The organism is Lysinibacillus sp. CD3-6, assembly GCF_006351725.2.
GTDB lineage: Bacteria > Bacillota > Bacilli > Bacillales_A > Planococcaceae > Lysinibacillus.
Window position 1 is genome coordinate 1,408,688 of sequence record NZ_CP085880.1, and the last position, 26,057, is coordinate 1,434,744.

The 26,057-nt window shown below is 38.6% G+C and carries 29 protein-coding genes and 1 riboswitch; of the genes, 21 read left to right on the forward strand and 8 right to left on the reverse strand.

What is annotated here, in order from left to right:
* Positions 1-38 precede the first annotated feature (38 nt).
* Entirely contained in the window at positions 39-257 is a 219-nt protein-coding gene (locus tag FH508_RS06615) for a YneF family protein (RefSeq protein WP_024361518.1), read from the forward strand.
* A 104-nt stretch (positions 258-361) separates the two neighbouring features.
* Positions 362-511, forward strand: a complete 150-nt coding sequence (locus tag FH508_RS06620) for a hypothetical protein (RefSeq protein WP_173478239.1) — start codon at positions 362-364, stop codon at positions 509-511.
* A gap of 398 nt (positions 512-909) precedes the next feature.
* Here the strand turns inward: FH508_RS06620 and FH508_RS06625 are convergent, their stop codons facing one another.
* Genes FH508_RS06625 through FH508_RS06635 form a run of 3 tightly spaced genes read right to left on the reverse strand, consistent with a single transcriptional unit; the run spans position 910 to position 3,136 of the window.
* Complete coding sequence (locus FH508_RS06625; RefSeq protein ID WP_173478240.1) at positions 910-1,914, reverse strand: CobW family GTP-binding protein; 1,005 nt, start codon at positions 1,912-1,914, stop codon at positions 910-912.
* The gene (locus FH508_RS06630; protein WP_173478241.1) at positions 1,911-2,246 is read right to left on the reverse strand and encodes a hypothetical protein; all 336 of its coding nucleotides are present in this window, start codon (positions 2,244-2,246) and stop codon (positions 1,911-1,913) included. Before FH508_RS06630 ends, FH508_RS06625 begins: the two co-directional genes overlap by 4 nt.
* Positions 2,247-2,257: 11 nt before the next feature.
* Positions 2,258-3,136, reverse strand: coding sequence for a polysaccharide deacetylase family protein (locus FH508_RS06635; RefSeq protein WP_173478242.1), 879 nt, complete (start codon positions 3,134-3,136; stop codon positions 2,258-2,260).
* A gap of 148 nt (positions 3,137-3,284) precedes the next feature.
* Here FH508_RS06635 and FH508_RS06640 point away from each other — a divergent pair, with 148 nt between their 5' ends.
* From FH508_RS06640 to FH508_RS06665, 6 genes are all read left to right on the forward strand, one after another.
* The gene (locus tag FH508_RS06640; RefSeq protein ID WP_173478243.1) at positions 3,285-4,970 is read left to right on the forward strand and encodes a sigma-54 interaction domain-containing protein; all 1,686 of its coding nucleotides are present in this window, start codon (positions 3,285-3,287) and stop codon (positions 4,968-4,970) included.
* A gap of 38 nt (positions 4,971-5,008) precedes the next feature.
* Entirely contained in the window at positions 5,009-5,470 is a 462-nt protein-coding gene (locus FH508_RS06645; RefSeq protein ID WP_173478244.1) for a PH domain-containing protein, read from the forward strand.
* Positions 5,471-5,584: 114 nt separating this feature from the next.
* Positions 5,585-6,088: a cysteine hydrolase family protein gene (locus tag FH508_RS06650; protein WP_173478245.1), complete on the forward strand. Its 504-nt coding sequence runs from the start codon at positions 5,585-5,587 to the stop codon at positions 6,086-6,088.
* Positions 6,089-6,597: 509 nt separating this feature from the next.
* Positions 6,598-7,392 (forward strand): carbon-nitrogen hydrolase family protein, encoded by a 795-nt coding sequence (locus tag FH508_RS06655; protein WP_370635704.1) that lies wholly within the window; start codon positions 6,598-6,600, stop codon positions 7,390-7,392.
* A 23-nt stretch (positions 7,393-7,415) separates the two neighbouring features.
* Positions 7,416-8,825 (forward strand): NCS1 family transporter, encoded by a 1,410-nt coding sequence (locus FH508_RS06660; protein WP_173478247.1) that lies wholly within the window; start codon positions 7,416-7,418, stop codon positions 8,823-8,825.
* A 90-nt stretch (positions 8,826-8,915) separates the two neighbouring features.
* On the forward strand, positions 8,916-9,104 hold the full coding sequence (locus tag FH508_RS06665; RefSeq protein ID WP_173478248.1) for a hypothetical protein: 189 nt from the start codon (positions 8,916-8,918) through the stop codon (positions 9,102-9,104).
* Positions 9,105-9,182: 78 nt separating this feature from the next.
* Here FH508_RS06665 and FH508_RS06670 read toward each other — a convergent pair whose 3' ends face one another.
* Together FH508_RS06670 and FH508_RS06675 are read right to left on the reverse strand one after the other, a co-directional pair.
* Positions 9,183-10,355, reverse strand: coding sequence for a M20 metallopeptidase family protein (locus tag FH508_RS06670; protein ID WP_173478249.1), 1,173 nt, complete (start codon positions 10,353-10,355; stop codon positions 9,183-9,185).
* 14 nt (positions 10,356-10,369) lie between these two features.
* Entirely contained in the window at positions 10,370-11,638 is a 1,269-nt protein-coding gene (locus FH508_RS06675) for an MFS transporter (protein WP_173478250.1), read from the reverse strand.
* A gap of 235 nt (positions 11,639-11,873) precedes the next feature.
* Positions 11,874-12,020, reverse strand: a riboswitch (cyclic di-AMP (ydaO/yuaA leader).
* Positions 12,021-12,314: 294 nt separating this feature from the next.
* On the opposite strand from FH508_RS06675, the gene FH508_RS06680 reads away from it, so the two are divergent.
* Positions 12,315-12,785, forward strand: coding sequence for an S-ribosylhomocysteine lyase (locus tag FH508_RS06680; protein ID WP_173478251.1), 471 nt, complete (start codon positions 12,315-12,317; stop codon positions 12,783-12,785).
* Positions 12,786-12,853: 68 nt separating this feature from the next.
* On the opposite strand, the gene FH508_RS06685 is transcribed toward FH508_RS06680, so the two are convergent.
* Positions 12,854-13,825, reverse strand: coding sequence for an alpha/beta hydrolase (locus FH508_RS06685; RefSeq protein ID WP_173478252.1), 972 nt, complete (start codon positions 13,823-13,825; stop codon positions 12,854-12,856).
* Between the two features lie 251 nt (positions 13,826-14,076).
* On the opposite strand from FH508_RS06685, the gene FH508_RS06690 reads away from it, so the two are divergent.
* Together FH508_RS06690 and FH508_RS06695 are read left to right on the forward strand one after the other, a co-directional pair.
* Entirely contained in the window at positions 14,077-15,261 is a 1,185-nt protein-coding gene (locus tag FH508_RS06690) for an acetyl-CoA C-acetyltransferase (protein ID WP_173478253.1), read from the forward strand.
* Between the two features lie 22 nt (positions 15,262-15,283).
* A complete protein-coding gene (locus FH508_RS06695; protein ID WP_173478254.1) occupies positions 15,284-15,550 on the forward strand; it encodes a YqkE family protein in 267 nt (88 codons plus the stop codon).
* A 205-nt stretch (positions 15,551-15,755) separates the two neighbouring features.
* On the opposite strand, the gene FH508_RS06700 is transcribed toward FH508_RS06695, so the two are convergent.
* A complete protein-coding gene (locus tag FH508_RS06700) occupies positions 15,756-16,220 on the reverse strand; it encodes a VanZ family protein (protein WP_173478255.1) in 465 nt (154 codons plus the stop codon).
* Positions 16,217-17,116 carry an aldo/keto reductase gene (locus FH508_RS06705; RefSeq protein WP_173478256.1) on the reverse strand — a complete coding sequence of 300 codons (900 nt, stop codon included), beginning with the start codon at positions 17,114-17,116 and terminating at the stop codon, positions 16,217-16,219. The genes FH508_RS06700 and FH508_RS06705 overlap by 4 nt, the downstream gene beginning before the upstream one ends.
* Before the next feature lie 77 nt (positions 17,117-17,193).
* Between FH508_RS06705 and FH508_RS06710 the strand changes: the two genes are divergently transcribed.
* The 10 genes from FH508_RS06710 (at position 17,194) to FH508_RS06755 (ending at position 25,950) form a co-directional block, all read left to right on the forward strand.
* The gene (locus FH508_RS06710; protein ID WP_173478257.1) at positions 17,194-17,739 is read left to right on the forward strand and encodes an NUDIX domain-containing protein; all 546 of its coding nucleotides are present in this window, start codon (positions 17,194-17,196) and stop codon (positions 17,737-17,739) included.
* 65 nt (positions 17,740-17,804) lie between these two features.
* Positions 17,805-18,317 (forward strand): hypothetical protein, encoded by a 513-nt coding sequence (locus FH508_RS06715; protein WP_228134421.1) that lies wholly within the window; start codon positions 17,805-17,807, stop codon positions 18,315-18,317.
* 99 nt (positions 18,318-18,416) lie between these two features.
* Positions 18,417-18,881 carry a ferric iron uptake transcriptional regulator gene (locus FH508_RS06720; RefSeq protein ID WP_069510924.1) on the forward strand — a complete coding sequence of 155 codons (465 nt, stop codon included), beginning with the start codon at positions 18,417-18,419 and terminating at the stop codon, positions 18,879-18,881.
* A 175-nt stretch (positions 18,882-19,056) separates the two neighbouring features.
* On the forward strand, positions 19,057-19,959 hold the full coding sequence (gene xerD / locus FH508_RS06725; RefSeq protein WP_173478259.1) for a site-specific tyrosine recombinase XerD: 903 nt from the start codon (positions 19,057-19,059) through the stop codon (positions 19,957-19,959).
* 132 nt (positions 19,960-20,091) lie between these two features.
* A complete protein-coding gene (gene deoB, locus FH508_RS06730; protein WP_173478260.1) occupies positions 20,092-21,273 on the forward strand; it encodes a phosphopentomutase in 1,182 nt (393 codons plus the stop codon).
* Between the two features lie 13 nt (positions 21,274-21,286).
* The gene (locus tag FH508_RS06735; RefSeq protein ID WP_173478261.1) at positions 21,287-22,537 is read left to right on the forward strand and encodes a thymidine phosphorylase; all 1,251 of its coding nucleotides are present in this window, start codon (positions 21,287-21,289) and stop codon (positions 22,535-22,537) included.
* Positions 22,538-22,906: 369 nt separating this feature from the next.
* The gene (gene spoIIAA / locus FH508_RS06740) at positions 22,907-23,260 is read left to right on the forward strand and encodes an anti-sigma F factor antagonist (RefSeq protein ID WP_173478262.1); all 354 of its coding nucleotides are present in this window, start codon (positions 22,907-22,909) and stop codon (positions 23,258-23,260) included.
* Positions 23,253-23,693 carry an anti-sigma F factor gene (spoIIAB, locus tag FH508_RS06745; RefSeq protein ID WP_173478263.1) on the forward strand — a complete coding sequence of 147 codons (441 nt, stop codon included), beginning with the start codon at positions 23,253-23,255 and terminating at the stop codon, positions 23,691-23,693. Before spoIIAA ends, spoIIAB begins: the two co-directional genes overlap by 8 nt.
* Positions 23,694-23,703: 10 nt before the next feature.
* Positions 23,704-24,492, forward strand: coding sequence for a SigF/SigG family RNA polymerase sporulation sigma factor (locus tag FH508_RS06750; protein ID WP_173478264.1), 789 nt, complete (start codon positions 23,704-23,706; stop codon positions 24,490-24,492).
* 15 nt (positions 24,493-24,507) lie between these two features.
* A complete protein-coding gene (locus FH508_RS06755) occupies positions 24,508-25,950 on the forward strand; it encodes a spore germination protein (protein WP_173478265.1) in 1,443 nt (480 codons plus the stop codon).
* Positions 25,951-26,057 lie beyond the last annotated feature (107 nt).

Sequence of the window (26,057 nt, forward strand, 5' to 3'; positions counted from 1 at the left end):
TTTTTTCTCGGTATATTGTAGTGGAGGAGGTTGGTTGTATGCCTACATGGGGCTGGATTATTATTGTAATTATCGCATTAGCAGCTGGTGCAGCACTTGGTTTCTACTTTGCACGTCAAGCTATGATGAAATATTTAAAAGAAAACCCACCAATTAACGAACAAATGATTCGAATGATGATGGCACAAATGGGTCGTACGCCGTCTGAAAAGCAAGTACGCCAAATGATGACTCAAATGAACAAATTCCAGAAATAATTGGAATTTTTAAGGAGCAACTGGTTTTGTAAACTGGTTGCTTTTTTCGTTTTCTTGTCTACTAATTATAAATTGGATATAATTGGCATATAAGGTGGGGACATATGGACATAATGATCGGCATCGCACTTATACTTCTTGTGTTTTTTTCATCAAATATCGTAGAGAAAAGATTAAAAAATATTGAAAAACAAAATAGTCGAGTCATCGACATTTTAGAAGAAATAAAAGAGGAACTAAAGCATAAAAAGTGAGATGAAATGGAATGTATGCAACAATCGAAAAAGTACAAGATATTGAGGAATTATCGCAGTTTTTAGCGGGTATGAATAAACAAAAAACGTCCCATATCGGTTATTGTGAATAACAGAACACGCTTTTAACAAAGCAAGTGACATAAAAAGTACTCCGTTTACGCAAGATCATTTTCTGCAATTTGAAAAATTACATAATGAAGCGTTTCCAGGGACATATTACGATGCCACTACAATAATAGAGAGATTAAGCACGAATATAAATTGATGGTACTTAAAAGCGAAACAGATGTTTTGCAGGTTATGTCTACTTTGAAGTTAACAGTGAAATGGCTAATACAGTAAGCGTGCTTAACTAAAAGTAGCAATTTTTAGCTAAGCACGTTTTTTCTTGGATTCTATAGGGAGTGAACATGTAGTAAATCGACTTTTGTACCGAGAAATGTTTGGAAGGATAATAATGATTGTTGCAATACCTCAGTAGAAATATCTTTCATAATGAACACAATATATGAAACTTGCGTATTTTCTGGCCATTCATGTAAATGGATAGGAGGGTGAATAATATGCTGTACGCCATTTAAGACGATTGGCCCTGCTTCACCGACATCGAGTAGTCCTTTAACGCGCAGAATGTTTTCGCCTCTTGCGTAGAGCAATAAGCTCAGCCATACACCAAAACTATTCCAATTTAAAGGTTGTAAAAAAGCAAAAGAAATCGATTGAATATGCGATTGTAAAGTATGTGGTGCTAGCTGATCGTTACGAGGTAACACGTTGCTAGAATATTTTCTTGCTACATGTAAAATCGATGGCTCTACATCGCCCTTTTCCACATTAAGTATTGTACAGCTTGGGTTAATCCTTACGATTTCAGCACGAATAAAATCCAGTTCTTCCTGCGTTACTAAATCGATTTTTGTTAGTGCGACCGTATCAGCTGCTGAGATTTGCTTTACAGTTGTTTCGTGATTGCGTACTTGCATCGCTCCGTTTTTCGCATCGACGGTCGTAATAACTCCATCTACGACAAAGTGATGCTGTAAAATGGGATGTGTCATAATCGTAAATAAAATCGGAGCGGGATCTGCTAAGCCCGTTGTTTCAATAATAATGCGATCAAACTTAATACCCCCTTGTTCATAGAGAAATAAGTAATTTTGCAATTCTTCCGCTAAATCTTCACGCGCTTGACAACAAATACAACCACCTTGAAGTAATGTCGTTTTTTCTTCTGCTTGTCTTAGTAAATAATGATCTAAGCCAACTTTGCCAAACTCATTGACGATAACTGCGATATTTTCCGTTAGTCGATGATGCGTTAATAAGTTTTGCAGTAATGTCGTTTTACCGCTCCCTAAGCTACCAGTAATAATTGTCACGGCTTTTTTTGTTGCTTTCATCTATCATCACTCAATTCGATTTTTTCCATTAAGTTAGTGTTCAGTGGGTCAATGGCATAGCCAATCCGTTTTTCTACTTCCGCCCATAACGAACCTAAATCATGGACGATGGACGTAGTGCCTTTTAAATCGCTAAGAATAAATTTACTGCCATTCCAATCCGTTAGTTTTAACTGATAGAAAACTAAAATTTTATTGATGAAATGAACGCGCTCTATTCTCGCTTGCTGTCGAACACGTTGTAATTCACCTACGATAACTTCTGATGTAACAGCATTGTTGAACTCCGTCCAATGAACATTTGCAATAAAATCACCGCAAAAAATACACATACACTTGCTCCTTATGTGCGCGGATACCGTCTTGCGAAATCGTTTGCAATATCATTAAATGTAACCCACCGAATATGTTCGTGGGAATTAATATAAGTGATAAGGCGATGATGCATTTGGAGTACTTGTGGACGCCCACTAACATCTGGATGGATTGTCATCGTAAAGACAGCATAATCCATATTTTCGTAAACCCAATCGAATTGATCTTTCCACATTTGTTCGATATCGTGCGGATTCACAAAGCCATGACTGTTTGGTGATTTTTTAATAAACATCATCGGCGGTAAATCATCCAAATACCAGTTGGCGGGAATTTCAATTAAATCGGTTTCTTTGCCTCGTTCTAACGGCTTCATCCATTCTTCTGCTTGTTTACTATAGTCAATTTTTGTCCATTTATCACCGACACGTACATAATACGGTGTAAAATCATTGTGCATTAAACTGTGATCGTATTGTATGCCATGCTTAATTAATAATTCATTCGTTACATTGGAAAATTCCCACCAAGGTGCCACATAGCCGGTCGGTTTTTTTCCTGTTAATTCTTCAATAAGTTGAATTGATTTAAGTAATACTTGTTCTTCTTGTTTCGGTGTCATGGCAATAGGATTTTCATGGGAGTAGCCATGTGCGCCAATTTCATGCCCTCGTTCAAAAACATCTTTCATTTCCCGTGGGAACGTTTCAATTGAATGGCCAGGAATAAACCAAGTCGTTTTAATATTATGTTTATCGAATAAATCTAACAGTCTTGGCGTACCAACTTCCCCAGCAAATAAACCACGTGAAATATCATCAGGGGAATCTTCACCACCGTAAGACCCTAACCAACCTGCAACAGCATCCACGTCAATACCATAGGCAACTAAAATCTCTTTTCGCATCTTACATCCATCCCTTTATAAATTTTTATCATTAGTCTAACGAAAAAAAGAAAGCTTGTAATATAGTTTTTAAAAAATTTAGAAAATATGCACAAATGCATAGGGCTTATGTTATAATGCTGAAAAAATTAAAGAATGGAGAGGTACTATGCTAGGAAATATAAAAATTTCTGCCGAAACGATCGAAAAGCTGCCATTGGCATCCATTATTTACGACGAAAATTTTTCTATTAAAATGCTAAATACCAAAGCACAACAAGCCATTCAATTTAATCGACAAATAATCAACCATAGGAAATTACTTCCGTTATTAAGAAAATCCATGTCGACTGATATTCCGTTAATGAAATATATTATTTGTGCCAGCAAAAGCTATCAATATTTCTTTTCAAGGATTGTAGACAAAGATAAATATTACATACTAGTTTCTATCAATTTAACATGGCCGTACCAACATGAATATGAACGCTACAAAGAAGAGAGTGAAGGATTAAATGCGATATTTAAGTGTACCTATGATGCTCTTTATATATCTGACCATCAAGGAAAAACATTACGGGTAAGTGCAGCTTGTAAACAACTATGGGGGGTAAGTGAAGAACAGCTAATAGGGAAAAATGTTTTAGAGTTGGAAAGGGAGGGGGTGTACCAACCTTCGATTACAAGATTAGTGTTAGAAAACAACAAGAAAATTTCGACGGTCCAACAAACAAAAAATAATAAAAGGCTATTAGTTGTCGGAACGCCTATTAAAAATAAGCAGGGCGAAATTATGCGGGTAATCAATGCTTCTAGAGACATTACAAATATAAAAAATTTACAACAAGAAATCCATCATTTGACAAGTATAATTCATAACTATCAACATGAACTGAGCCAACAGGATAGCCAATCAATAAGCCCGCTTATCTATCAAAGTAAGCAACTCGAAGCGGTAGTAGCGCTTGCCAAACGAGTGGCAGCAGTAGATTCGACCGTCTTAATTTTAGGAGAGACAGGTGTCGGCAAAGAGGTTTTTGCCAATTATATTCATGACATGAGCGAGCGTAAAACGAAGCCTTTTTTGAAAATCAATTGTAGTGCTATTCCAGAAAATTTATTAGAATCCGAGTTGTTTGGCTATGAAAAAGGTGCATTTACTGGCGCAAATAGAGAAGGCAAAATCGGCTTATTTGAACTAGCACATAACGGTACGTTGTTGTTAGATGAAATTGGCGATATGCCACCTGCACTCCAAATAAAATTACTTCGCGTCATTCAAGAAAAAACGCTACAGCGAATTGGTAGCGCCAAAACAATCCCTATTAATGTTCGGTTTATCGCAGCAACCCATCGAAATCTTGCTGAAGAAGTGACAAAAGGAAATTTTAGAGAGGATTTATATTATCGATTAAATGTTATCCCCATTCATGTACCGCCGTTACGTGATCGCAAAGAAGATATACTGCCTTTAGCAAGTCATTTTTTAACGAATTTAAATAACAAATATTATTCAGCCAAAACATTCAATACAAGCTTTGCACATAAGTTAACAACGTACAACTGGCCTGGAAATATTAGAGAATTACAAAACGTCATTGAACGATGTTATGTCATGAGTGACTCCGATTATCTAACAAGTGAAACACTAGCAATGGCACTAAACGAAAATAAAAAGGAGAAGTCTGTTCTCGTAAAGGACATCATGCCTTTAAAAAAATGTGTAGAATATGCCGAAATGGAATTATTGCAAATGGCTTTTGCAACATGTCAATCAACTGTTGATATGGCAAAATTATTAGAAGTGAATCAATCTACCATTAGTAGGAAAATGGCCAAATTTAATATTCGATAAACATGCTATATAATGGAAGGAGAAAGGGGGAGGGACGAATGGTTTTTCGCACAAAGGTAAACATGGTTTTGTTAATCGGTATCTTTTTAGTCGTTGTCATCATGGGTTCAATTCCATTGCTTTCATTGTATAAACAATTACCATTACCTATTTTACTGTTGATTGTTGTTCTCTTTCTTGTTGCTGGAGGTATTGTTTGGTGGTACGGCACTTCGCTTCAATGTATTTTCTATAAGGAGTATTTATTAATAAAAGGTGGGCCCTTCAAAAGACGCGTACCTTATCACACGATAAGAAAAGTTGCGCCGACAAAAGATAAATTTACGGGCTATCGCATTACACCATCTGATATTGGACTTGAGCTATGTGTGGAATCTACAAGCTTTGGCCGTATTAAGATTTTAACGGAGAATAAAATGGGGTTTATTGAAGAATTAAAAAAACGCTGTCCGCATGCCCAATTTGAAAACGTTAAGGCATGGGCAGGTAATGACGTTTAAAATGTGTAAATACTTACGCCGATTACGACCGAGTAAGAAGGAGTTTGGCGCAATTGAAAATTTATTAGTAATAACGTCCCTAAACAATAAATTAAATATGAAAGAGGCAAAATAATGAAAGCTAATGCAGATGTTTTAATCGTCATCGATTTACAAAATGGTGTATGTTTTAGTGCAGAGCATTTGGTTGAACTACCAAGTTTACTTACGAAAGTAAATAATCGAATTGCGTGCTACCGGGAACTGCAAAAACCGATTATTTTTGTGCAGCATTGTGATGAAGAACTCGTACCTGAAGAGGAACTTTGGGCGATTCATGCCGACTTAGATGTGCAAGAGCAAGACTATTTGGTTAGAAAAGAACATGCCAATTCATTTTACAAAACAAACTTAAAAACGATGTTAGACGAATTAGCTGTACAGCGTATTGAATTTTGCGGCGCCCAAACTGAGTACTGTATGGATGCAACGATTAAATTTGCCCATGGCTTAGGATACGAAAACTTTATGGTACGTAAAGCGACTTCTACGCTTAATAACCCATTTATGTCAGCACAAGAGACAATTGATTTTTATGAAAATATATGGAATAACAGATTTTTGAAATTTATAGATTGAATTTTATAGTTAGAGGAAAAGTGTTAGATTGACTGCGATCAATCTAACACTTTTTTGTTGTGCTGATGGTGTGCCTTATGTCGGTCACTTTCCGCTCAGTGCAGGCTATACGTTATTCTATCGGCGATACGATGAGTTTTATCAGCGATTCATGAGCTTCTATCGGCGATATCACAGGTTTTACCAGCGATTTAGACGCATCTATCGGCGATAGGACGAGTTTTATCAGCGATTTAGGAGCTTTTACCCTCGATACCCCGAGTTTTACCCGCGATTCAAGATATTCTACCAGTACAAACACGAATTTGCATTACTACTATGCCAAAATGCATAACTTCGGTACAAAGTTTCCATTTTTCCCTTTAAAAAATTCGCAGTATAAGTGCATCTTTAACAATATGTCAATTGATGAAAAGTTGGCACGATTTTTGCTTCGAAATTTTATATCGGAAAGGAGGATTATTGAATGATATCGGCAATCTAAAAATTACTAAAGGGGAGTGATGACTTTGAAGCATGTAGTAGCAGCTATTCAAATGAATTGTGAACTAGGCAATAAAGAAGGCAATTTACAAAAAGCGCAAACATTAATAGCACAAGCACTTGAACAACAGGCAACACTCATTGTATTACCCGAATTATTTAATACAGGTTATCGGGTGGAAGAACAAGATTGGCAATATGCTGAGACGATTCCAGGGGAAACGACCGAGTTTTTACAGCGTATGGCGACTCAACACGAAGTCAAGATTATTGGCTGTATTTTAGAACGGGGTGAAATCGAAGGCACAATATTTGATACCGCTTTTGTTATAGCGAAAAATGGCATATTGGGCAAATATCGAAAAACACATCTTTGGGATCAAGAAAATCTTAGATTTAATAGAGGCGATGCACTAGCTGTTATCCATCAAGAAGATTTGAAGATTGGTTTACAAATTTGCTATGAAATCGGGTTTCCAGAAGGCGCAAGAATATTAACGTTACAAGGCGCCAATGTCCTTATCTACCCTTCGGCATTTGGCGAACAGCGTTACTACATCTGGGATACTGCGAGTAAAGCAAGAGCAATCGAAAACGGCTGTTACGTTATTGCAGCCAATCGTTCAGGAATTGAAAAACAATCAACGCAATTTGGTGGGAAAAGTAGAATTATTGATCCACAAGGCAAAGTTTTAGTCGAAGCTGTACAGGAAGATGAATGCATCGTCGCAACAATTGATTTACAACGAGTCATTCAACAACGAAGAGAAGTACCTTACTTAAGAGATTTAAATAAAGCCATTTTTCATCCAAGCGAATAAAGTTTTAATCAGGGGGAAGATTTATGAAACGTAACACATTAATCACAAAGGATATCGTGCCCACTTTAAGAAGGCATCGCATCATTACAGGACTAGGATTTTTTAATATTTGGGTGGGGATGGCGGTTATTATTGCCACATTCCAAATTGGCGCTAATGGTATTGAATCAATGACACTCTGGCAATTAGCAGGCGCTATTTTTGTTGCTAATGTATTAATCGCCATTGTTGCTAGTTTAACCGGGGATATTGGGATTGAACATGGTTTATCGTTTGCGGCTTATTTAAGAGCACCCTTTGGCACAGTAGGTGTACATATACCGTCGTTAATAAGGGGGATCGTTGCTTGTATTTGGTTTGGTATTCAAACATATCTTGGGGCCACAGCCATCAACTATATCGTAGCAGATTTAACAGGCTTTGATTCTTGGTTTGTCTGGTATGTTGTATTTGCAGCTGTGCAAATCGCGAATACGGCCATTGGTATTAAAGCAATCGATCGATTTGCTGTTATTGCTGCGCCTTCCATTATTTTAATTTCGATTTGGATTTTTGTGAAAATATCGAGCATTGCTACTGAAGAGGGGTTAAATATTTTTACGTATGAAGGAAGTACAGCTGAAACGACATGGTTGCTCATTATGGCGGCAAATATGGGCTTTTGGTCTTTACTTGCCGTAGATATTCCGAATATTACGCGCTACGTAAAAGCACCAGTCAATGAGCGCAATTGGTTCCGGCGCAATAAAAATAATTATATTCCTCACTTATTAGCGTTACCAACTGTCCAAACCTTTATCGGTATTATTGGTGCCGTTAGTTTTTTAGCCACTGGCAACTGGAATCCGATTGAAGTCGTGCAACAAATTGCAACAGGTTGGGTGATGGTGATGATCTTATTGCTCGTTATATTGGCGCAATGGTCAACGAATACTGCTTCTAATTTAATTCCGGCGTCGTTAACATTTGTCAATGCCGGTGCGCGCATTCATTTGTCCTATACATGGGGTGTCATATTAGCGGGAATTATCGGCACATTGTTTCAACCTTGGATTATTTTAGAGCAGTTATTCCGTTTCTTAGGGTACTCCGGTGCCATTATGTCGGCTGTAGCAGGTGTTATTATTTGTGATTACTATATCCTTCGAAAGCGCCGTTTACATGTCAAAGATTTGTATAGGCAGGAGGGGCAATTTACATTCAATAGAGGCGTAAACGTGGCAGGTATGCTTGCTTGGCTCATTAGTAGTGTACTCGCGATTGTCTTTATTGATTATATGTATTTCGTTGGTTTCCCTCTATCGGCAATTATTTACTATGTGCTAATGAAACAATGGTATTTAAAGAAATTCCCGCAACAAGAAATAGAATCTAATTACTCTGATGAATATTTAGGAACATCTGCGAACCGTGATTGGGAAATTGCTAGATAGAACTGTCGAGAAGAGATAGCAACGTCCGATATAAATAAAGACTAGACATTAGAGGGTTTCGCACAGTTTTTCAAGATAGGAGTGACAAAAATGAATTATCTATTTCAGTTTGTTGTAGTGTTGCTAATCGTTTTTTTCCTTCATTTTATCAATCAATTGTTGTTACTGAAAAAGAGTGATTTTAAAATCCAATGGAAGGCGGTGACAATACTAGTCGCAATCAGCTTTGTTGTCGTATTGCTCCTAAACATATCTATTCATCCTATGGAAATACAATGACCATTTTAGAAAAAGAAGGTAGATGAACTCAAATATTTTGAGTTTGTCTACCTTCTACACTTTTGAAAGTTGATAGTTTTAAGCTTGATTTAACCAGCTAATCGCACTATGCACAACGACTGCTACCCCTAATGGAATAACACCTTCGTCTAAAATAATATTAGGGTTGTGTAATGGGTAGTTGTTGTCACCTAACCCATTGGAGCCTGCCCACATAAACATTGTTGGCACTTGCTGGCTAATGTAAGAGAAATCTTCTGTGCCAGCTAATGGTTCAGCGTCCACTTGTAAATGATTTTCGCCAACAATTTCTTGTACAAAAGGTACGATTTGTTCGCACAGTGCTTCATTATTATATAGTGATGGGGTAGAGATAGTCTTTAATTCATATGTTCCGCGCATCATTTTCACTGTCGCATCTATAATTTCTTGAACTCGATTAAATAGATGATCCCTAACTTCTGGTTTGAAAGAGCGTAATGTAGCCTCTAACTGTGCTGTATCTGGAATAATATTTGCTACTGTGCCGCCACCCATTTTACCAATAACGAGGACCGCTCTTTCTTTAGGATCGATTTCCTTGCTAACTAGTGTATTCATTTGATTGTAAATCGCATTGACAATCATTAATGGATCAATGGCATTTTGCGGCTCAGAGCTGTGTCCACCTTTACCTTGCACTTTTAGAAAGAAGCCATCTAATGATGAAGCGGCGATGCCTGGTTTGTAGCCAAATTTCCCTACTTCTAAATCTGGCGTGACATGGAGGGCAAGGGCAGCATCGACTTTTGGATTTTCGAGTAAGCCATTTTCTATCATATTCCTTGCACCAAGACCAATTTCCTCGGCGGGCTGGAACATGATTTTGACAGTACCTTTGATATCTTTTTCTTTCTCTTTTAAAAGCTTCGCAGCGCCGAGCATGAACGTCGTATGGATGTCATGGCCACAAGTATGAGCAAATCCATTTGTCGATTTAAACGGTAAATCCGTGTTTTCCTCCATCGGTAATGCGTCCATATCGCCTCTTAGTAAAATTGTTTTCCCATTGCCATTACCAATCGTCACAACAAGCCCCGCTTGCCCAACTTTTTGAGGTGTTAGACCCATAGAAAGTAATGTTTTTTCAACGTAAGCGACTGTATTCGGTAGTTCGAATCCAATCTCTGGATGTTGATGTAGATGTCTACGATGCTGAATGAATTCTTCTTGAAAATGTTCCGCCATTAGTAATGTTTCATGTTTCGTCATATGAATACACCTCTCTAGTCTAATGAATATTCTATATCTGAAGTCGTATTAACTTTAGGTTTTGTTTTAATGGCAATGACAAACAATCCAAATAAAACGATTGAAAGTACAATTAAGACATTTAACAGTAATCCATAGGAATGATTAATATTATAAATGGCCCCTGAAACAATTGGTGTCAGTGCAGCGCCTAGTGAGGAGAATAACGACACAATCCCGAATTTCGCGCTATATTCTTTTTCCCCAAATAGTGATGAAGTTAAGTAAGCAGGTGTAACTGTAACGGCCGTCGCACCAAATCCCGTAAATATCGTATACAGGATACCAGGTATTAATAGGTCACCTCTCATTAAAAATAAAAAGCTTACTAAACCAGAACCACAAATAATAAGTAATGTCGTAATGGTACCCAATTTATCGTATAAGCGACCGACTAATAACTTTCCGATAATTACCATTGCTGAACCTAAAGAGAGTAATAACGCAGCATGTTGAGGTGTGCCACCAATATCCTTTAAATAAGGCGCAAGGTTAATAATCATCCCATTGACGACAACACCACCGACAACAATTGCCGCACAAAGTGCCCAAAATGATACAGATTTAAGTGCTTCTCTTTGTGAAAGCCCATCTACTAATTGTGAAGGAGTCGCACTATTTTTTATTTCCCCTAGTGGAACAAGCCCTTTATCTGCAGGCTTAAGTCGAATAACAAACAACGCCATAGGTACGATTAACACAAACATTGAAATGCCTGTAATGAGGTAAGCACTTCTCCAACCGTAATCTGTAATAAGCCAGTTTAGAATAGGGCTAAGAATGACACCACCAAGACCACTCCCTGCTAGTGCAATCCCTAAACATAATCCACGTTTTTCGTTAAACCAATTTGTAATTAATACTGGTGCTGGAATAAGAGCAGCTCCAGCCAAAGAAGCCCCCATTAGCACTGCGAATAAGTAAAAGTGCATCGCAGTCGTCGCAAATGAAAATCCTACATAGGAAAGGGTGCCGAGCGTTGTAAATATCGTCAAATAAAGACGAATGTCCATTTTCCGCATTACTTTTCCAGCAATTGGGCAAAAAATCATGGATACTAAAGCCATGATCGTGTAATACGTCATAAATTCAGTCCGTCCAATTCCCAATTCTTCCGTTACTGGGACAGTATAAAGTGACACTAAATTAATAATTGGTGCATATAAAAATGTCATAATCATGACACATGCCACTACAATCCACCAACCATAAAAGATGCCTTTTTTCTCTTGTTGAGTAGTCATATCGGTTTCCTCCGTTTTTACTTAGTAATCGGGGCATTCCGCTAGTAGATTAGTGACGTTGAATCCGTTTTCAATTATCTCTAACATAATAAATGGCGATACCGACGATTGTTTCATCACGCTTTCTAATTCATTAAAAAGTAATGATGGGGAGTTTTGGAGGTTGTATTGATCATAAGTATTTTAAAGCCCTAAGACCTGTAGATACATCATTTTCAAATAGTACAAGCTCCATCTTCCTTCTCATTTAACGCTTACGAGGTTAGCTGACGGATTCGGGCCTTTGAGTAGCCCTACCTTAACAAGGATTCACCCCTTGGATTGAATGTTCATCCAAAAAATTTGGTTCCCCCGCATCCATTGGTTTCAGCGATCTAGAAAGTTGAAACTGCTATGATACTACTATTACAAGAAAAGTTAGTAAATACAGAAAATTTTTTTGCCAAATGAGAAGAAAAATTTTTTTACATAATAAAACCTTTTATAAATAGGGTATTAGATAAACGATAAATAAAAGAAAGAAAATATTTTTTCAAAAAGGAGAAGATTTAGATTGTTATTAATTAGAAAAATGGTGTAAGACTTCTATTTAATTATCATTCTATTTTAAAAATTTACACATTTCATAGAAAACCCGTTATAATAGTTAGTATTGTAAGAAAAGGAGCTGTTAGCAATGGAACGCGAAAAAACAAATGTGGAAAGTTTTGATTTAGACCATACGAAGGTAAAAGCACCTTATGTACGTTTAGCTGGTGTAAAAGTAGGACAAAGTGGCGATGAAGTTTATAAATACGATATTCGCTTCAAACAACCTAATAAGGAGCATATGGAAATGCCAGCACTCCATTCTTTAGAGCATTTATCGGCAGATCTTATTCGCAATTATTCCGACCATATTGTCGATTTCAGTCCAATGGGTTGTCAAACAGGCTTTTATGTATCGTTGATTAATCATAATGATTATGACGACTTACTTACGATTTTAGAAAAAACATTTACTGATGTGACGAATGCAACGGCTGTACCAGCATGTAATGAAGTGCAATGTGGCTGGGCGGCAAGCCATAGTCTTGAAGGTGCAAAAGCGCTTGCAAAAGAATTTTTGGCAAAACGTGATGAATGGCATATCGTTTTTGCAGAATAATAAAAAACCTTGCAAATTGTAAAATGTCCGTTATGTAGATGGACATTTTGCTTTGCAAGGTTTTTCATTTAACGATGAAAAGGGATGACATTGGAAGAGGAAGAATCGTAATTAATTTTTTGATAAATAAAACTTTCTAAAAAGTCATGTATTAGATCTTCGTATTCAGCCATATTTTCATTAAAGGACTGAGCATGTGCACCTTTGTCAAAAAGCTTTAATTTTTTCGGTCCCGTCTTTTTATTATATAAATCGAGTGACATGGAAGCAGGAATAAATGTATCTGGAATACTATGGATAAAGAGAACGGGCTTTTCGATGTGTGATACAGCTTCAGAAGGCGTTACACTTTTAAAAGAATACCCATCACGTAGTCGTATAAAGAAATCGGCGAAGCGAATCGGGATAATTGAACCGTATTTAAATTCTGTCTTGGCAATTTGTTTAAGTAACATGGAAAAATCTGAAAAAGCACAATCAGCAATATAAAAATCTGCCCCATCTTCAACTGTTCCCGCATACAACAGCATTGTTGCCGCACCCATTGATTCGCCATGAATACCAAGGATAGCATTATCACCAATCATCGCTTTGACGGTTTTTACAACAGCATCTAAGTCATTTTTTTCATAGTAGCCATAGCTTGTTGTTTTACCACCCGAGTCCCCATGTCTTCGATGGTCAAAAATTACGGAGTTGTATCCTAGTCGTTCAAAAAGACGTGCGTATTTGACTGAGTTGATTTTATTTTCTGTAACGCCGTGACAAATAATCATTGTATTATTGGTTTGCAGAGGTTGGAACATAATACCGCGAATGGAGTAACCATTGGGGGAGTCAATATTTAATTCGCATTTAAAATTTTTATTGTACCAAGCTTCGTCAAAACGTTTGGCAGTTGTTTCGCGTTCACGAATAAATTCAGGGTCTTTTTGTTGAATGTACATTAATTTATTGGAAAGCGCAAAGCCGAACAACCCTGTTGCAGCAGCGGCGAGCGTCGTTGTAATACCTGAAAATAAAAGCATTTTCTTTTTCATCTTCAATACCTCCACGACTTCTTTCTTTGTATGTCTAGGCATTTGTCCTTAAAAGGGAAATGCACGTTTCTTAATAGTAATGTTCCCAACTACGTTTGTTTAAAACACGACAACATTTTACAACAACTTGTGAAATACTGCGATTATTTCTGTTATCGAAAATCGTCAAAACATTTGTTAAAATATAGTTATCTGCTAGTAGCATATGCATGCAGTGTTGATTTTTGAACGGGGAAAAGGGGAGAATGATTATGACAAACGAGGTAGTGATTGTTAGTGCCGTGCGTACTGCAATCGGTTCATTCCAAGGAACATTAAAGGATGTGCCAGCAACAACTCTTGGAAGTATCGTTATTAAAGAAGCATTAGCGCGCGCTGGCGTAGCAGGTGAACAAGTCGATGAAGTCATTATGGGGAATGTTTTATCTGCTGGACTTGGACAAAATCCGGCTCGTCAAGCATCAATAGCAGCAGGATTACCAAATACAGTTCCTGCTTTAACAATTAATAAAGTATGTGGCTCAGGCTTAAAAGCAGTACATTTAGCAGCACAAGCAATTGTAGCAGGGGATGCTGATATTATTGTTGCTGGTGGTTTTGAAAATATGAGCCAAGCACCGTATGTACTGAAAAATGCACGTGAAGGCTTCCGCATGGGCGATCAAAAAGTCGTGGATACGATGATTCATGATGGTTTATGGTGTGCATTTAATGATTATCATATGGGCATTACGGCGGAAAATTTATGTGATGCGTATGAAATTACACGTGAGGAGCAAGATACTTTTGCAGCACGTTCTCAGCAACGTGCAGAAGCGGCTATTGCTGCTGGTAAATTTAATGATGAAATCGTTGCTGTAGAAATTCCACAACGAAAAGGCGACGCTGTTATATTTGATCGAGATGAATTTCCGCGTGCAGGCGTGACAGCAGAATCTTTATCAAAGCTCCGTCCTGCATTTAAAAAGGACGGCTCAGTAACGGCAGCTAATGCTTCCGGCATTAACGATGGTGCAGCAGCAGTTGTAGTGATGTCAAAAGCAAAGGCATTAGAGTTAGGGCTTAAGCCAATGGCCCAAATTTCGGCAAATGCGAGCTCAGGCGTCGATCCGTCCATTATGGGTACTGGTCCAGTAACAGCGGTGAAAAAAGCATTAGCAAAGGCAAATGTATCTTTAGAAGATGTAGATTTAATTGAAGCGAATGAAGCATTTGCAGCACAGTCAATTGCTGTAGATCGCGAACTAGCATTCAATCATGATAAACTAAATGTAAACGGGGGAGCGATTGCTCTTGGTCACCCAATTGGTGCAAGTGGGGCGCGTATTTTAGTTACACTTCTTCATGAGATGGAGAAGCGTGATGTAAAAACAGGCCTTGCTACACTATGTATCGGTGGTGGACAAGGAGTAGCAACAATTGTTCAACGCCCTTAATGTAAGTAAGAAGGTGAAAGCAATGGGAAAAAAACGAAAACAACAACAGCATGTAGATAATCGTCACACAGCTAGTTTACCAAAGCAAGAAGCTGTTACATTAGCCGATCAGCTAGGTGGCGATGTGTTAGCGAAGTTAAAAGCTGCAAAACAAGCATTATCTGCAAAAGAACAGGCAGCGGAGGAAGAGCGTCAAGCACAGCTAGCCTTTGAGCGTAAGCAACGTGAGAAAAACAAATCGTTTGAAGAATTATTAAACGAATACGGTGATAAAGGCTCTAAATTTTAGTCTTAGATTAGTAAAAACAGTGAATCTCTTTTGGGAGATTCACTGTTTTTTAGTTAATCGCTGATAGAATGGCAGGAATCGCCGATAGCCCCGTGAGAATCGCCGATAACCCCGTGAGAATCGCCGATAACCCCGTGAGAATCGCCGATAGCCCCGTGAGAATCGCCGATAGAATGCTTAAAATCGCCGATAGCCCCAACGAAATTTATTTTTTAAGCATCCGTATTTTCTTTACGGCTAAGACGAGGCTAATAAAAACAATAGCGCCAGCTGTATCGACTAGGACATCTTGCCCGTTCATTGTGCGTCCAGGTGTAAAGCTTTGGCGGAATTCATCTAGCATTGCAATTACTGCCGTTAGAGCAATGGCGACACCCGCAGCAAAACGTCGTTTTCCCCATGCAAAGTAGATTCCGAGCGCAATACAGCCAAAACCTATAAAATGGGTGAATTTTCGAATTAGAAATTCTACAAATTCAAAGTAGCCTCGCTCCTCAACAGACACTACGGTATCCCAATATGGAATTTTTAATACTGACAGTTGTGCCTCAAAAGGTTTATTAGCCAACAGTTCCTCTAGCTCAGGAATAATAGACTGTTGTTCGTAGCTCATGCTAGAGGAAATGGCGAGAATAACTAAAAGGAGCAATAAAACGAGCCATTTTTTCATCGGTGATCTGCGTATTGTTCCGCTTTTGTCAGCGTGTTGGCTACTTCAAAGTTGGTAATGGCATTGACTTTTTCATAGGCTGTCAGTGTTTGGGCAAGTTGTTCCTGTGAACTAGCACCAATCACAGTGGAAGCAATAGCATGTTCCTTCAAATTAAAGGCAAGCCCGAATGCATGTAAATCCTCATAGTGGTTTGCTAAGTCAGTTAATGTCGCTGTTAATTCATCTGCTGTATAGGTTTGATAACCGTCAACGCGTTGCAAGCGTTCTTTCCAAGTGTTTGTTAGTAAGCCTTTTGCAACGGTACCGCGTGTTACTACTGAAGCACCTTCACCCGCAATAAAATCTAGCCATTCTTCAGGGCGACGATCTAACGCACTATATTGCATCATGACACTTTTTGCAGCGCTTGCAGGTAGAAAACGTTTAAGTACATTTGGTCGAATAGAGGAAATACCATATTCGCGAATGACACCTTCTTTTTTCAAGTTTTCAAAAGTATCCATAATGCCATCCCAATCGTCCTCTATTGTGCCGCCATGTAGTTGATAGACATCGATGTAATCTGTACCGAGTCTTTTTAGGCTTTTATAAACCGCCTCTTGAATGTAAGCAGGGGAGGCATCCCAATGCCAGCCTTCCACACCTTCTGTCCAACGATTGCCTACTTTCGTTGCTACAATTACATCTTGTCGACGTTTACCCAAAATGGAGCCAATAATTTGTTCGTTGGCACCAAAATCATATAAATCGGCAGTGTCAATATAGTTAATACCAGCATCTAAAGCCATATCAACGATGGCTGCTGCCTTTTGTTTGTCTGTCGAAAGAGACATACCTCCTAAACTAATTTCTGAAATATATAAATTACTTGAACCGAGCTGTCTTTTTTTCATACGAATGCCCCTCCTTCGATTTCTCTACTTGTAATGGTACAATGAACATATCTGAAGAACAAGCGAGGTTATAGGCAATGAAAAAGTTTGAAGAAAAAACGACACAAACGACATCCATTTATGATGGGAAAATTGTAAAGTTACAGGTCGATGATGTCACATTACCAAATGGCAAGTCGGCTAAGCGTGAAATTATTAAGCACCCAGGAGCAGTAGCTGTCATTGTCATCACCAACGAAGGTAAGCTTGTAATGGTTGAACAATACCGTAAAGCGCTTGAGCGTTCTATTGTAGAAATTCCTGCTGGTAAACTTGAAATAGGGGAAGAACCGATTCATACTGCACGTCGAGAGCTTGAAGAAGAGACTGGTTATGGCGCACATCAATTTGAGTATTTACAAGCATTTGCTACTTCACCTGGCTTTGCGGATGAAGTGATTCACCTATTTGTTGCGACCGATTTATATCAGATTGAAAATAGAGCAGAACTCGATGAAGATGAATTTGTCGAATTACTAGAAGTTTCGTTGGAAGAGGCACAAGCGATGGTCGCGGATGGACGTATTTATGACGCCAAGACAGCGTTTGCAGTACTTTGGTTTGCTTTGCAACAAGATAAATAAAGTTTAGCATAATAGAAGCGGACGAGCATAAGCTGTAAAAACCTTGATAGAAAAGGAGCATGCTAATGTCTCGTACGGTTTCTCTATTTTATCACGCATCAATTGTTGCAGTGAGCTTCGTTTGTGGCGTCATCTGCTTTCATATTATTGGAGGGGCGAACGCAGAGCCTTTTATTTTATTTATAGAACCTCGTTTAGCAGATGTGGACAGGCAATCTATTTTCCGTTTAGTGCTACCTGTCGCCGCTTCAGTCGGCATTGTATTGTTACTTGCTACACATAGTGTCTTAAAAGTTTTAGTACGTGTTACAGTCGCAATACGCGCAACTTTTTTTGGATTTAGCTCCGTATTTTTACTACAAAAACTTGAGGCGTTTTGGCTATATACGATTTGGTGGTTTCCATTTCAGCTTATCTATTGTATATTGTTGCTAGTATTATGTAATTTACTTGTACCCTCCTGGTCGAAGCGAAAAATCGGGAAAAAGATGAATGGACGGACAATTTTGTTGAATTTTATCGCTTTTTTCATCATAATAGTTGCTGAGTTTATCGTAATATCGTATGTACTCAAGTAATGTAACAGCTAAAAGCATAAATGTACTTGAAATCTAATCACTATCTTGTAATAGGATTTACTCCTTTGGTATAATGAAATGAGTTTAGGGGGGCGTCACATGGAAAGCCGTATTGATCGTATAAAAAAACAGTTGCATAGTGCTAGTTATAAGCTGACGCCGCAGCGAGAAGCAACAGTTGCTGTTTTGCTAGAGCACGAAGAGGACCACTTAAGTGCAGAGGATGTCTATCTTTTAGTAAAAGATAAGGCACCTGAAATTGGTCTGGCTACTGTTTATAGAACATTAGAATTACTAACAGAGCTTAAAATCGTCGACAAAATCAACTTTGGTGATGGCGTATCACGCTATGATTTGCGCCAAGAAGGAGCTGCACATTTCCACCATCATCTAGTTTGTATCGAGTGCGGTGCTGTAGATGAAATTCAAGAGGACTTACTTGAAGATGTGGAAGCCGTTGTTGAGAAACGTTGGAACTTTATTATAAAAGATCACCGACTAACTTTCCACGGTATTTGCTGGCGTTGTCATGATAAAAACGACGAAACGAATGAAGAACAATAACGAGGAACTGTCTGATGAAATCTTATGTATAGATTGCATTAGGCAGTTTTTTGTTTTTTAGTTTGTTTGCTGTACCTTTCTATTAAACTAGTCAATTCGATTGAAGTGAGCCCTTTCGCACTTTTTTTATAGGCGTGCTAAAATAGAGAATAATTGACAGTTAGGGGGCGTTGTGATGAATGAATTTCAATATGCAATAGAGGATTATATCCATTTTATCCAGGTAGAGCGGCAATTATCCGTTAATACATTAGCATCCTATCGCCGAGACTTAGAAAACTATGTTCATTTTTTACAAGAAGCTGAAGGAATGTCCGATTTTCGCAAAGTAGAACGGACAACTATATTACGGCATTTAGAGCAACTACGCATGCAAGGAAAGACAAGCCGTACAATTGCACGCCATATTTCGTCCATTCGTAGTTTTCACCAATTTTTACTTCGAGAAAAGCGAACAGAATCTGATCCTACAGTCCATTTAGAAATGCCAACGATTGAACAAAAACTTCCGAACGTACTTTCTATTGAAGAAATTGAAGCTTTACTGGCAGCACCGAACCGCAGTAAGCCGCAGGGTATTCGTGATGTGGCGATGCTAGAGCTGTTATATGGCTCTGGTATGCGTATTAGTGAGCTAATTGCACTTGATTTAGCTGATATTCATTTGACAATGGGCTTTGTGCGTGTGTTTGGAAAGGGCGGCAAGGAACGTATCATTCCACTAGGAAAAAGCGCTCTGTCTGCTTTAAGTGTTTATTTAGATTGCGCAAGAGGAACATTACAAGGGAAATATCCAAAAACAGATGCATTTTTTATAAATCAACGTGGAAAACGTTTAACTAGACAAGGTTGTTGGAAATTAATGAAGGAGCACGCATTAAAGGCAGGCATCCAGCAGGAACTAACACCACATACTTTACGACATTCCTTTGCTACCCATTTAGTGGAAAATGGGGCAGATTTACGTGCAGTACAAGAGATGTTAGGTCATGCAGATATTTCTACAACCCAAATTTATACACACATTAGTAAAACGAGACTATCGGAAGTATATAAGCAGTACCATCCACGTGCTTAACGCAAAAATAAGTGATGGATAGAGTCTCTACCCCGTATAAAAGAATAAATATTTACCTTAGTCGGATGTCTGACCTTTATCCTTTAGCTTGTTTTTGGTAAAATGGAGTCGTGAGATTAGGAGGCAACAATTATGAATAAACCATTTAAAAAAATCCATGTCGTTGTAATGGATTCAGTTGGGATTGGTGAGGCACCAGACGCAGCTCAATTTGGAGATGTAGGCGCTCATACATTAGGCCACATCGCTGAAAAAATGAATGGGCTTACAATGCCCAATATGGAATCGTTTGGCTTAGCAAATATTGAGCCACTTCAAGGAATGCAAGCAGTAGATGCACCAAAAGCATACTACGGTAAAATGCAGGAAGCATCTGTTGGGAAAGACACAATGACAGGGCACTGGGAGATTATGGGTCTTAACATCGATAAACCATTTAAAGTGTATCCTGAAGGATTCCCTGCTGAACTGATTGCGGAGCTTGAGCAACGTACAGGACGAAAAGTTCTATGTAATAAGCCAGCAAGTGGCACGCAAGTGATTGATGACTTTGGACAGGAACATATGGACACAGGGGCAATTATTGTCTATACATCTGCTGACCCTGTATTACAAATTGCAGCACATGAAGAAATCATTCCACTTGAAGAGCTATATAAAATTTGCGAAATTGCACGTGAGTTAACATTGCAGCCAGAGTACTTAGTAGGACGCGTAATTGCTCGACCATTTATCGGTACACCAGGCAACTTTACACGTACGCCAAATCGTCATGATTATGCGTTAAAGCCATTTGGTCGCACAACGATGAATGCATTAAAGGATGCAGGGTTAGACGTCATTGCAATCGGTAAAATTTCTGATATTTTCAATGGTGAAGGTGTTACGGATGCAGTACGCACAAAAAATAATATGGACGGTATGGATCAATTTGCAAAAGTTGCACGTCGTGATTTCCACGGGATTAGCTTCTTAAATTTAGTAGATTTCGATGCAAACTTTGGCCATCGCCGTGATCCACTTGGCTATGGTAATGCATTACAAGAATTTGATGCACGCCTTCCTGAAATTTTAGAGGCAATGACAGAAGATGATTTACTGATGATTACGGCTGACCACGGAAATGATCCGACATTCCCTGGCACAGATCATACACGTGAATATGTACCATTAATTATCTATTCACCACGTTTTAAAGGTGGTAGCGAGCTAGCTCTACGTGAGACTTTTGCAGATATTGCCGCAACTGTCGCTGAAAACTTCAATGTAGAAGCACCACCATTCGGTAAAAGTTTCTTAAACGATTTAAAATAAGGAGGAATTTTCGATGAATATGGTGCAACTATTTGAAAAGAAAAAACAAGGTAAGGAGCTTTCGCAGGCAGATATCCAATACTTTGTTGAAGGCTATACAAAAGGTTCTATTCCGGATTATCAAGCTAGCTCTTTATTAATGGCCATTCGTTTAATCGGTATGACAGATGAAGAAACGTTTTATTTAACGAAGGCAATGATTGAATCTGGAGATGTCATTGATTTAACTTCGATTGAAGGCTTTAAAATAGATAAGCATTCAACAGGTGGTGTCGGTGACAAAGTAACGTTAATCGTTACGCCAATCATTGCTTCACTAGACATTCCAGTGGCGAAGTTTAGTGGTAAAGGCCTTGGTATTACAGGTGGTACAATTGACAAACTAGAATCGATTCGAGGCTTAAAAACAGAGCTGTCTTCACAAGAATTTATTGATAATGTTAATAAACATAAAATTGCTGTTGCTGGTCAAACGGGTAATCTTGTGCCAGCGGACAAAAAACTTTATGCATTGCGTGATGTAACGGGTACGGTCGATTCTATTCCGTTAATTGCTGCGTCTATTATGAGTAAAAAAATTGCAAGTGGCGCAGATGGCATTGTGCTAGATGTGAAATGTGGCTCTGGTGCATTTATGAAAACGGAAGAAGAAGCTAAAAAATTAGCTGAGGCGATGACAGCGATTGGTGAAAAACTAGGGCGTAAAGTAGTCGCGCATATTAGTGATATGGATAATCCACTAGGAAAAATGATTGGTAACAAGCTTGAAGTAGTAGAAGCTTATGCTTTACTAAGTGGTCGCTTAGAAGAGACACATGCTGATTTACTAGAGGAGTGTATCATTATTTCCTCACTTATGTATCAGATTGCAGCAGGAGTAGATGAAACAACAGCAAATGCGGCAGTCAAAAAAGTGCTGGAGGATGGCACAGCAGCTGCTAAGTTTGAGGAGTTTATTGTGGCACAAGGCGGAGATTTAGCGGATATCGTGCAAAATGATACTGCTCATAAAATTGCTGTCACAGCGGCTTCTGATGGCGTTGTAGAGTCTATTAATGCATTGATGATCGGTGAAGCAAGCGTAAGTCTCGGCGCAGGTCGCTTAACGAAGGAATCTGCTCTTGATTATGATGCGGGCATTCAGCTAGTTGCGAAAAAAGGTGACCGTGTATCAACTGGCGAAACGATAGCATATCTTTATTCAAACAGTGAAATCAACGAGGAAACAGTTGATAAAGTACAGCAAGCTTATACAATTGCTTAATTAATCAAATAAAAAGAATACATGAGTTGAAGATAGAAAAGGCGGGCCTCTATACGGGAACATCCGCTTTAGAAAACATCAACGACAACGCAAAAAGTGTTCGATTGACGGCCGTCAATCGAACACTTTTTCTTTTGTTTTTCGGTTGCCTTTTTACTAAATAACTACATAAAAAAGCATCCTTCACAGTTACACTTACAAAAAATGTAGACCACGTTTAAAACTTTCTTATTTATCCCATACTGCACATAACCTTAAAGCAATAAGAATGTCGATTTTACACTATTTCGAAAGACTTGGCACTAGTTCTGTCAACAGCAAGGATTTGTCAAAAGGAATGTGGAATTGCACGAGGAGGAGGCGATGTTCATGCATTTTCAATTAGAAATGGTAACAAGAGAGACAGTGGTTGTACGTTTATTTGGGGAGCTCGATCATCATGCAGTAGAGCAAATTCGAGCTAAAATTTCTGCAGCAATATTTCAAGGCGCAGTAACGACCATCATTTGGAATTTTGAACGACTATCGTTTATGGATAGTTCAGGTGTTGGCCTTGTCCTTGGTCGAATGCGTGAATTAGAAGCAGTGGCTGGACGAACAATTTTATTAAATCCATCGCCGACAATGCGAAAAGTATTTCAATTTTCTGGTTTAGGGCCGTGGATGATGGATGCAACAGAGGAAGAAGCGATTGATCGAGTTAGGGGGATTGTAAATGGATAACGAAATGACATTAACTTTTTTAGCAATTAGCGAAAATGAAGCTTTGGCACGTGTGGCCATTACAGGCTTTATCGCACAATTAGACCCAACAATTGATGAGCTATCAGAATTTAAAACAGTTGTCTCGGAAGCTGTTTCCAATGCGATTATCCACGGTTATGAAGAGGATGGTAAAGGTGTTGTTACAGTCCATGCAAAACGTGAGGATGATATTGTAACCGTATCTGTAATGGATAAAGGGGTTGGTATTGCAGATGTAAGTCAAGCAATGGAACCTTTGTTTACAACGAAAAGTGCAATGGAACGTTCGGGAATGGGCTTTACAATTATGGATAGCTTTTCAGATCAGCTGACAGTCATGTCTCAATGGCAACAAGGCACAACAGTAACGTTTACGAAAAAATTTTACTCGGTTCGCACAGCGGTAATGTGAGGTTGCTATCGTGAAGCCGATAGAACAGTCGTCCGATAAGCTTTTGTCACAGGAGGAAATGCGTGATTTAATTGCGCGTTCACAACAGGGCGACCATGAAGCTCGTAAACGAATGATTGAGGGGAATACGAGACTTGTATGGTCCATCGTCCAACGCTTCACTACAAGGGGCGTGGAGCTCGAAGATTTATTTCAAATTGGCTGTATAGGGCTTATGAAATCTGTAGATAAGTTTGATTTAGCATACGATGTGAAGTTTTCCACATATGCGGTGCCGATGATTATCGGTGAAATACAGCGGTTCTTAAGAGATGATGGCATGGTGAAGGTTAGCCGCTCTATTCGTGAGCTTAACTTTAAAATACGCCATGCAACTGACGAATTTATTAAGAACAATGAGCATCCACCGACCATTCAAGATTTAGCACAAGTACTTGGGGTGTCGACGGAGGAAATCGTCACTGCTTCGGATGCATTAAGGGATCCTGCTTCCTTACATGAGCAATTGTATGAAAGTGAAGGGGATTCCATTACGTTAATGGACCAAATGAAGGATGAAAAGTCTGAGCAACCATTTGAATATATTCCGCTCAAAGAAGTGCTTACAAGATTAGATCCTCGAGAGCAATCCATTATTTATTTACGCTATTTTTCAGATTGTACACAAACGGAAATAGCCAACAGGCTTGGTATTTCACAAGTACAAGTATCTCGTTTAGAGAAAAAGATTTTAGCGCAGTTAAAAAGCTGGATGGCCACAAGTGCCACAGTTGAGCATGGAGTAGAAAAAGACATCTAAGAAAATGGTGACAGCATGACAAATAAACTATTTAACAGCTTAGAAGAAGCCGAAGATTTTCTTAAAGAGCAATTTGGGGACGGCGAATCATTTGACGTTGGCATTAAGCATTTATTTGTCAAAGATTTGCCGGTTCTTTGTGCATATATTAGTGGACTTGTAGATGGGGAAACCTTAACACAGTTACTATCAAGTATGTTACCTGAAGAAGACATCGATATTGACGATGAGAAAGAATATTTTGAAACACTTTTTAACTTCCATGGCCGTTCTGAAGAAACAGAGCGTAAAGCCTACCTGCTCGCCATTTTAAGTGGACAAGTAACATTTATTACGAAAAGTGGTTACTGTTATGTTGCTGAGCTCCGAAATTATCCAGGGCGATCACCTGAGGAGCCTGATAATGAAAAGGTAATACGTGGTTCAAGGGATGGCTTTACGGAAGGGATTTCACAAAATACAGCTTTAGTGCGTCGACGCATTCGCAACAGTAATTTACGCTTCGAGCTACATAAAATATCCAAAATCGGTCAGACCGATGTCGCAATTGCGTTTATGAAGGATATTGCAAATGAGGAAATGCTCGATAAATTGCGACAGCGTCTTGGTCAAATTAATCATGATGGTTTGACGATGGCCGATAAATCTCTAGAGGAGTGGCTATTTAAGCAAAAGTTCCACCCCATACCATTTGTTCGTTATACAGAACGACCTGACATTGTCGCTGCTCATTTATTAGAGGGGCATGTGGCCATCATGGTGGACACGTCACCTTCTGTTATTTTAGTACCTATTACAATTTTTCATTTATTGCAGCATGCTGAAGAATACAGACAAGCGCCAATCGTTGGGACATTTGTTCGTTTTATGCGTTATTTCGGAACGGTTATGGGGTTACTATTATTACCATTATGGTATTTATTTGTAACGAACGAATCGTTATTACCTGATTCCTTGTCCTTTTTAGGTAGTCAGGAAAAATCACATATTCCAATATTACTGCAAATCCTAATAGCTGATATAGGAATTGAATTTTTAAGGATGGCCGCCATTCATACCCCTACGCCATTATCCACTGCAATGGGATTAGTAGCAGGGGTCATCATTGGACAAATCGCCATCGATGTTGGTGTTTTCTCATCGGAAGTTGTGTTATATACAGCCGTAGGAGCAATATTTACATTTATTATTCCATCTTATGAGCTAAGTATTTCCATTAAGCTCTTTAGGATTTTCTTGCTCCTTATGACTGGCATTTGGGGGGCGGATGGATTATTCATTGGGATATTTATATTATTTACGTATTTATGTTCATTGCGTCCGTTACAAGCGCCGTATTTATGGCCGCTCGTACCATTTTTCCCGACAGCAATGCTTCGGGTAATTATCCGTTTCCCAATGACGTCGGATGCATTAAGACCATTTATCGTCGATTCCAAACAGCGAAAAAGATCATAGGAGCCGTTGCACTCACTTTTTTCATGTGATAAAGTTCACCTATAGTATTTTGTGATTTTTGCAAAAATTACTTTTGTTAGCATGCCAACATGTAATGGTCTTGCTAA

Bases quoted from the DNA above. Each gene is read 5' to 3' on its own strand.
- FH508_RS06630 (WP_173478241.1), bottom strand. From the start codon at position 2,246: ATGTGTATTTTTTGCGGTGATTTTATTGCAAATGTTCATTGGACGGAG.
- FH508_RS06690 (WP_173478253.1), top strand. From the start codon at position 14,077: ATGACAAACGAGGTAGTGATTGTTAGTGCCGTGCGTACTGCAATCGGT.
- FH508_RS06665 (WP_173478248.1), top strand. From the start codon at position 8,916: ATGAATTATCTATTTCAGTTTGTTGTAGTGTTGCTAATCGTTTTTTTC.
- FH508_RS06640 (WP_173478243.1), top strand. From the start codon at position 3,285: ATGCTAGGAAATATAAAAATTTCTGCCGAAACGATCGAAAAGCTGCCA.
- FH508_RS06700 (WP_173478255.1), bottom strand. From the start codon at position 16,220: ATGAAAAAATGGCTCGTTTTATTGCTCCTTTTAGTTATTCTCGCCATT.
- FH508_RS06675 (WP_173478250.1), bottom strand. From the start codon at position 11,638: ATGACTACTCAACAAGAGAAAAAAGGCATCTTTTATGGTTGGTGGATT.
- FH508_RS06720 (WP_069510924.1), top strand. From the start codon at position 18,417: ATGGAAAGCCGTATTGATCGTATAAAAAAACAGTTGCATAGTGCTAGT.
- FH508_RS06615 (WP_024361518.1), top strand. From the start codon at position 39: ATGCCTACATGGGGCTGGATTATTATTGTAATTATCGCATTAGCAGCT.
- FH508_RS06715 (WP_228134421.1), top strand. From the start codon at position 17,805: ATGTCTCGTACGGTTTCTCTATTTTATCACGCATCAATTGTTGCAGTG.
- FH508_RS06620 (WP_173478239.1), top strand. From the start codon at position 362: ATGGACATAATGATCGGCATCGCACTTATACTTCTTGTGTTTTTTTCA.
- FH508_RS06705 (WP_173478256.1), bottom strand. From the start codon at position 17,116: ATGAAAAAAAGACAGCTCGGTTCAAGTAATTTATATATTTCAGAAATT.
- FH508_RS06670 (WP_173478249.1), bottom strand. From the start codon at position 10,355: ATGACGAAACATGAAACATTACTAATGGCGGAACATTTTCAAGAAGAA.
- FH508_RS06680 (WP_173478251.1), top strand. From the start codon at position 12,315: ATGGAACGCGAAAAAACAAATGTGGAAAGTTTTGATTTAGACCATACG.
- spoIIAA (WP_173478262.1), top strand. From the start codon at position 22,907: ATGCATTTTCAATTAGAAATGGTAACAAGAGAGACAGTGGTTGTACGT.
- FH508_RS06645 (WP_173478244.1), top strand. From the start codon at position 5,009: ATGGTTTTTCGCACAAAGGTAAACATGGTTTTGTTAATCGGTATCTTT.
- FH508_RS06710 (WP_173478257.1), top strand. From the start codon at position 17,194: ATGAAAAAGTTTGAAGAAAAAACGACACAAACGACATCCATTTATGAT.
- FH508_RS06695 (WP_173478254.1), top strand. From the start codon at position 15,284: ATGGGAAAAAAACGAAAACAACAACAGCATGTAGATAATCGTCACACA.
- xerD (WP_173478259.1), top strand. From the start codon at position 19,057: ATGAATGAATTTCAATATGCAATAGAGGATTATATCCATTTTATCCAG.
- deoB (WP_173478260.1), top strand. From the start codon at position 20,092: ATGAATAAACCATTTAAAAAAATCCATGTCGTTGTAATGGATTCAGTT.
- FH508_RS06755 (WP_173478265.1), top strand. From the start codon at position 24,508: ATGACAAATAAACTATTTAACAGCTTAGAAGAAGCCGAAGATTTTCTT.
- FH508_RS06735 (WP_173478261.1), top strand. From the start codon at position 21,287: ATGAATATGGTGCAACTATTTGAAAAGAAAAAACAAGGTAAGGAGCTT.
- FH508_RS06660 (WP_173478247.1), top strand. From the start codon at position 7,416: ATGAAACGTAACACATTAATCACAAAGGATATCGTGCCCACTTTAAGA.
- FH508_RS06635 (WP_173478242.1), bottom strand. From the start codon at position 3,136: ATGCGAAAAGAGATTTTAGTTGCCTATGGTATTGACGTGGATGCTGTT.
- spoIIAB (WP_173478263.1), top strand. From the start codon at position 23,253: ATGGATAACGAAATGACATTAACTTTTTTAGCAATTAGCGAAAATGAA.
- FH508_RS06625 (WP_173478240.1), bottom strand. From the start codon at position 1,914: ATGAAAGCAACAAAAAAAGCCGTGACAATTATTACTGGTAGCTTAGGG.
- FH508_RS06685 (WP_173478252.1), bottom strand. From the start codon at position 13,825: ATGAAAAAGAAAATGCTTTTATTTTCAGGTATTACAACGACGCTCGCC.
- FH508_RS06650 (WP_173478245.1), top strand. From the start codon at position 5,585: ATGAAAGCTAATGCAGATGTTTTAATCGTCATCGATTTACAAAATGGT.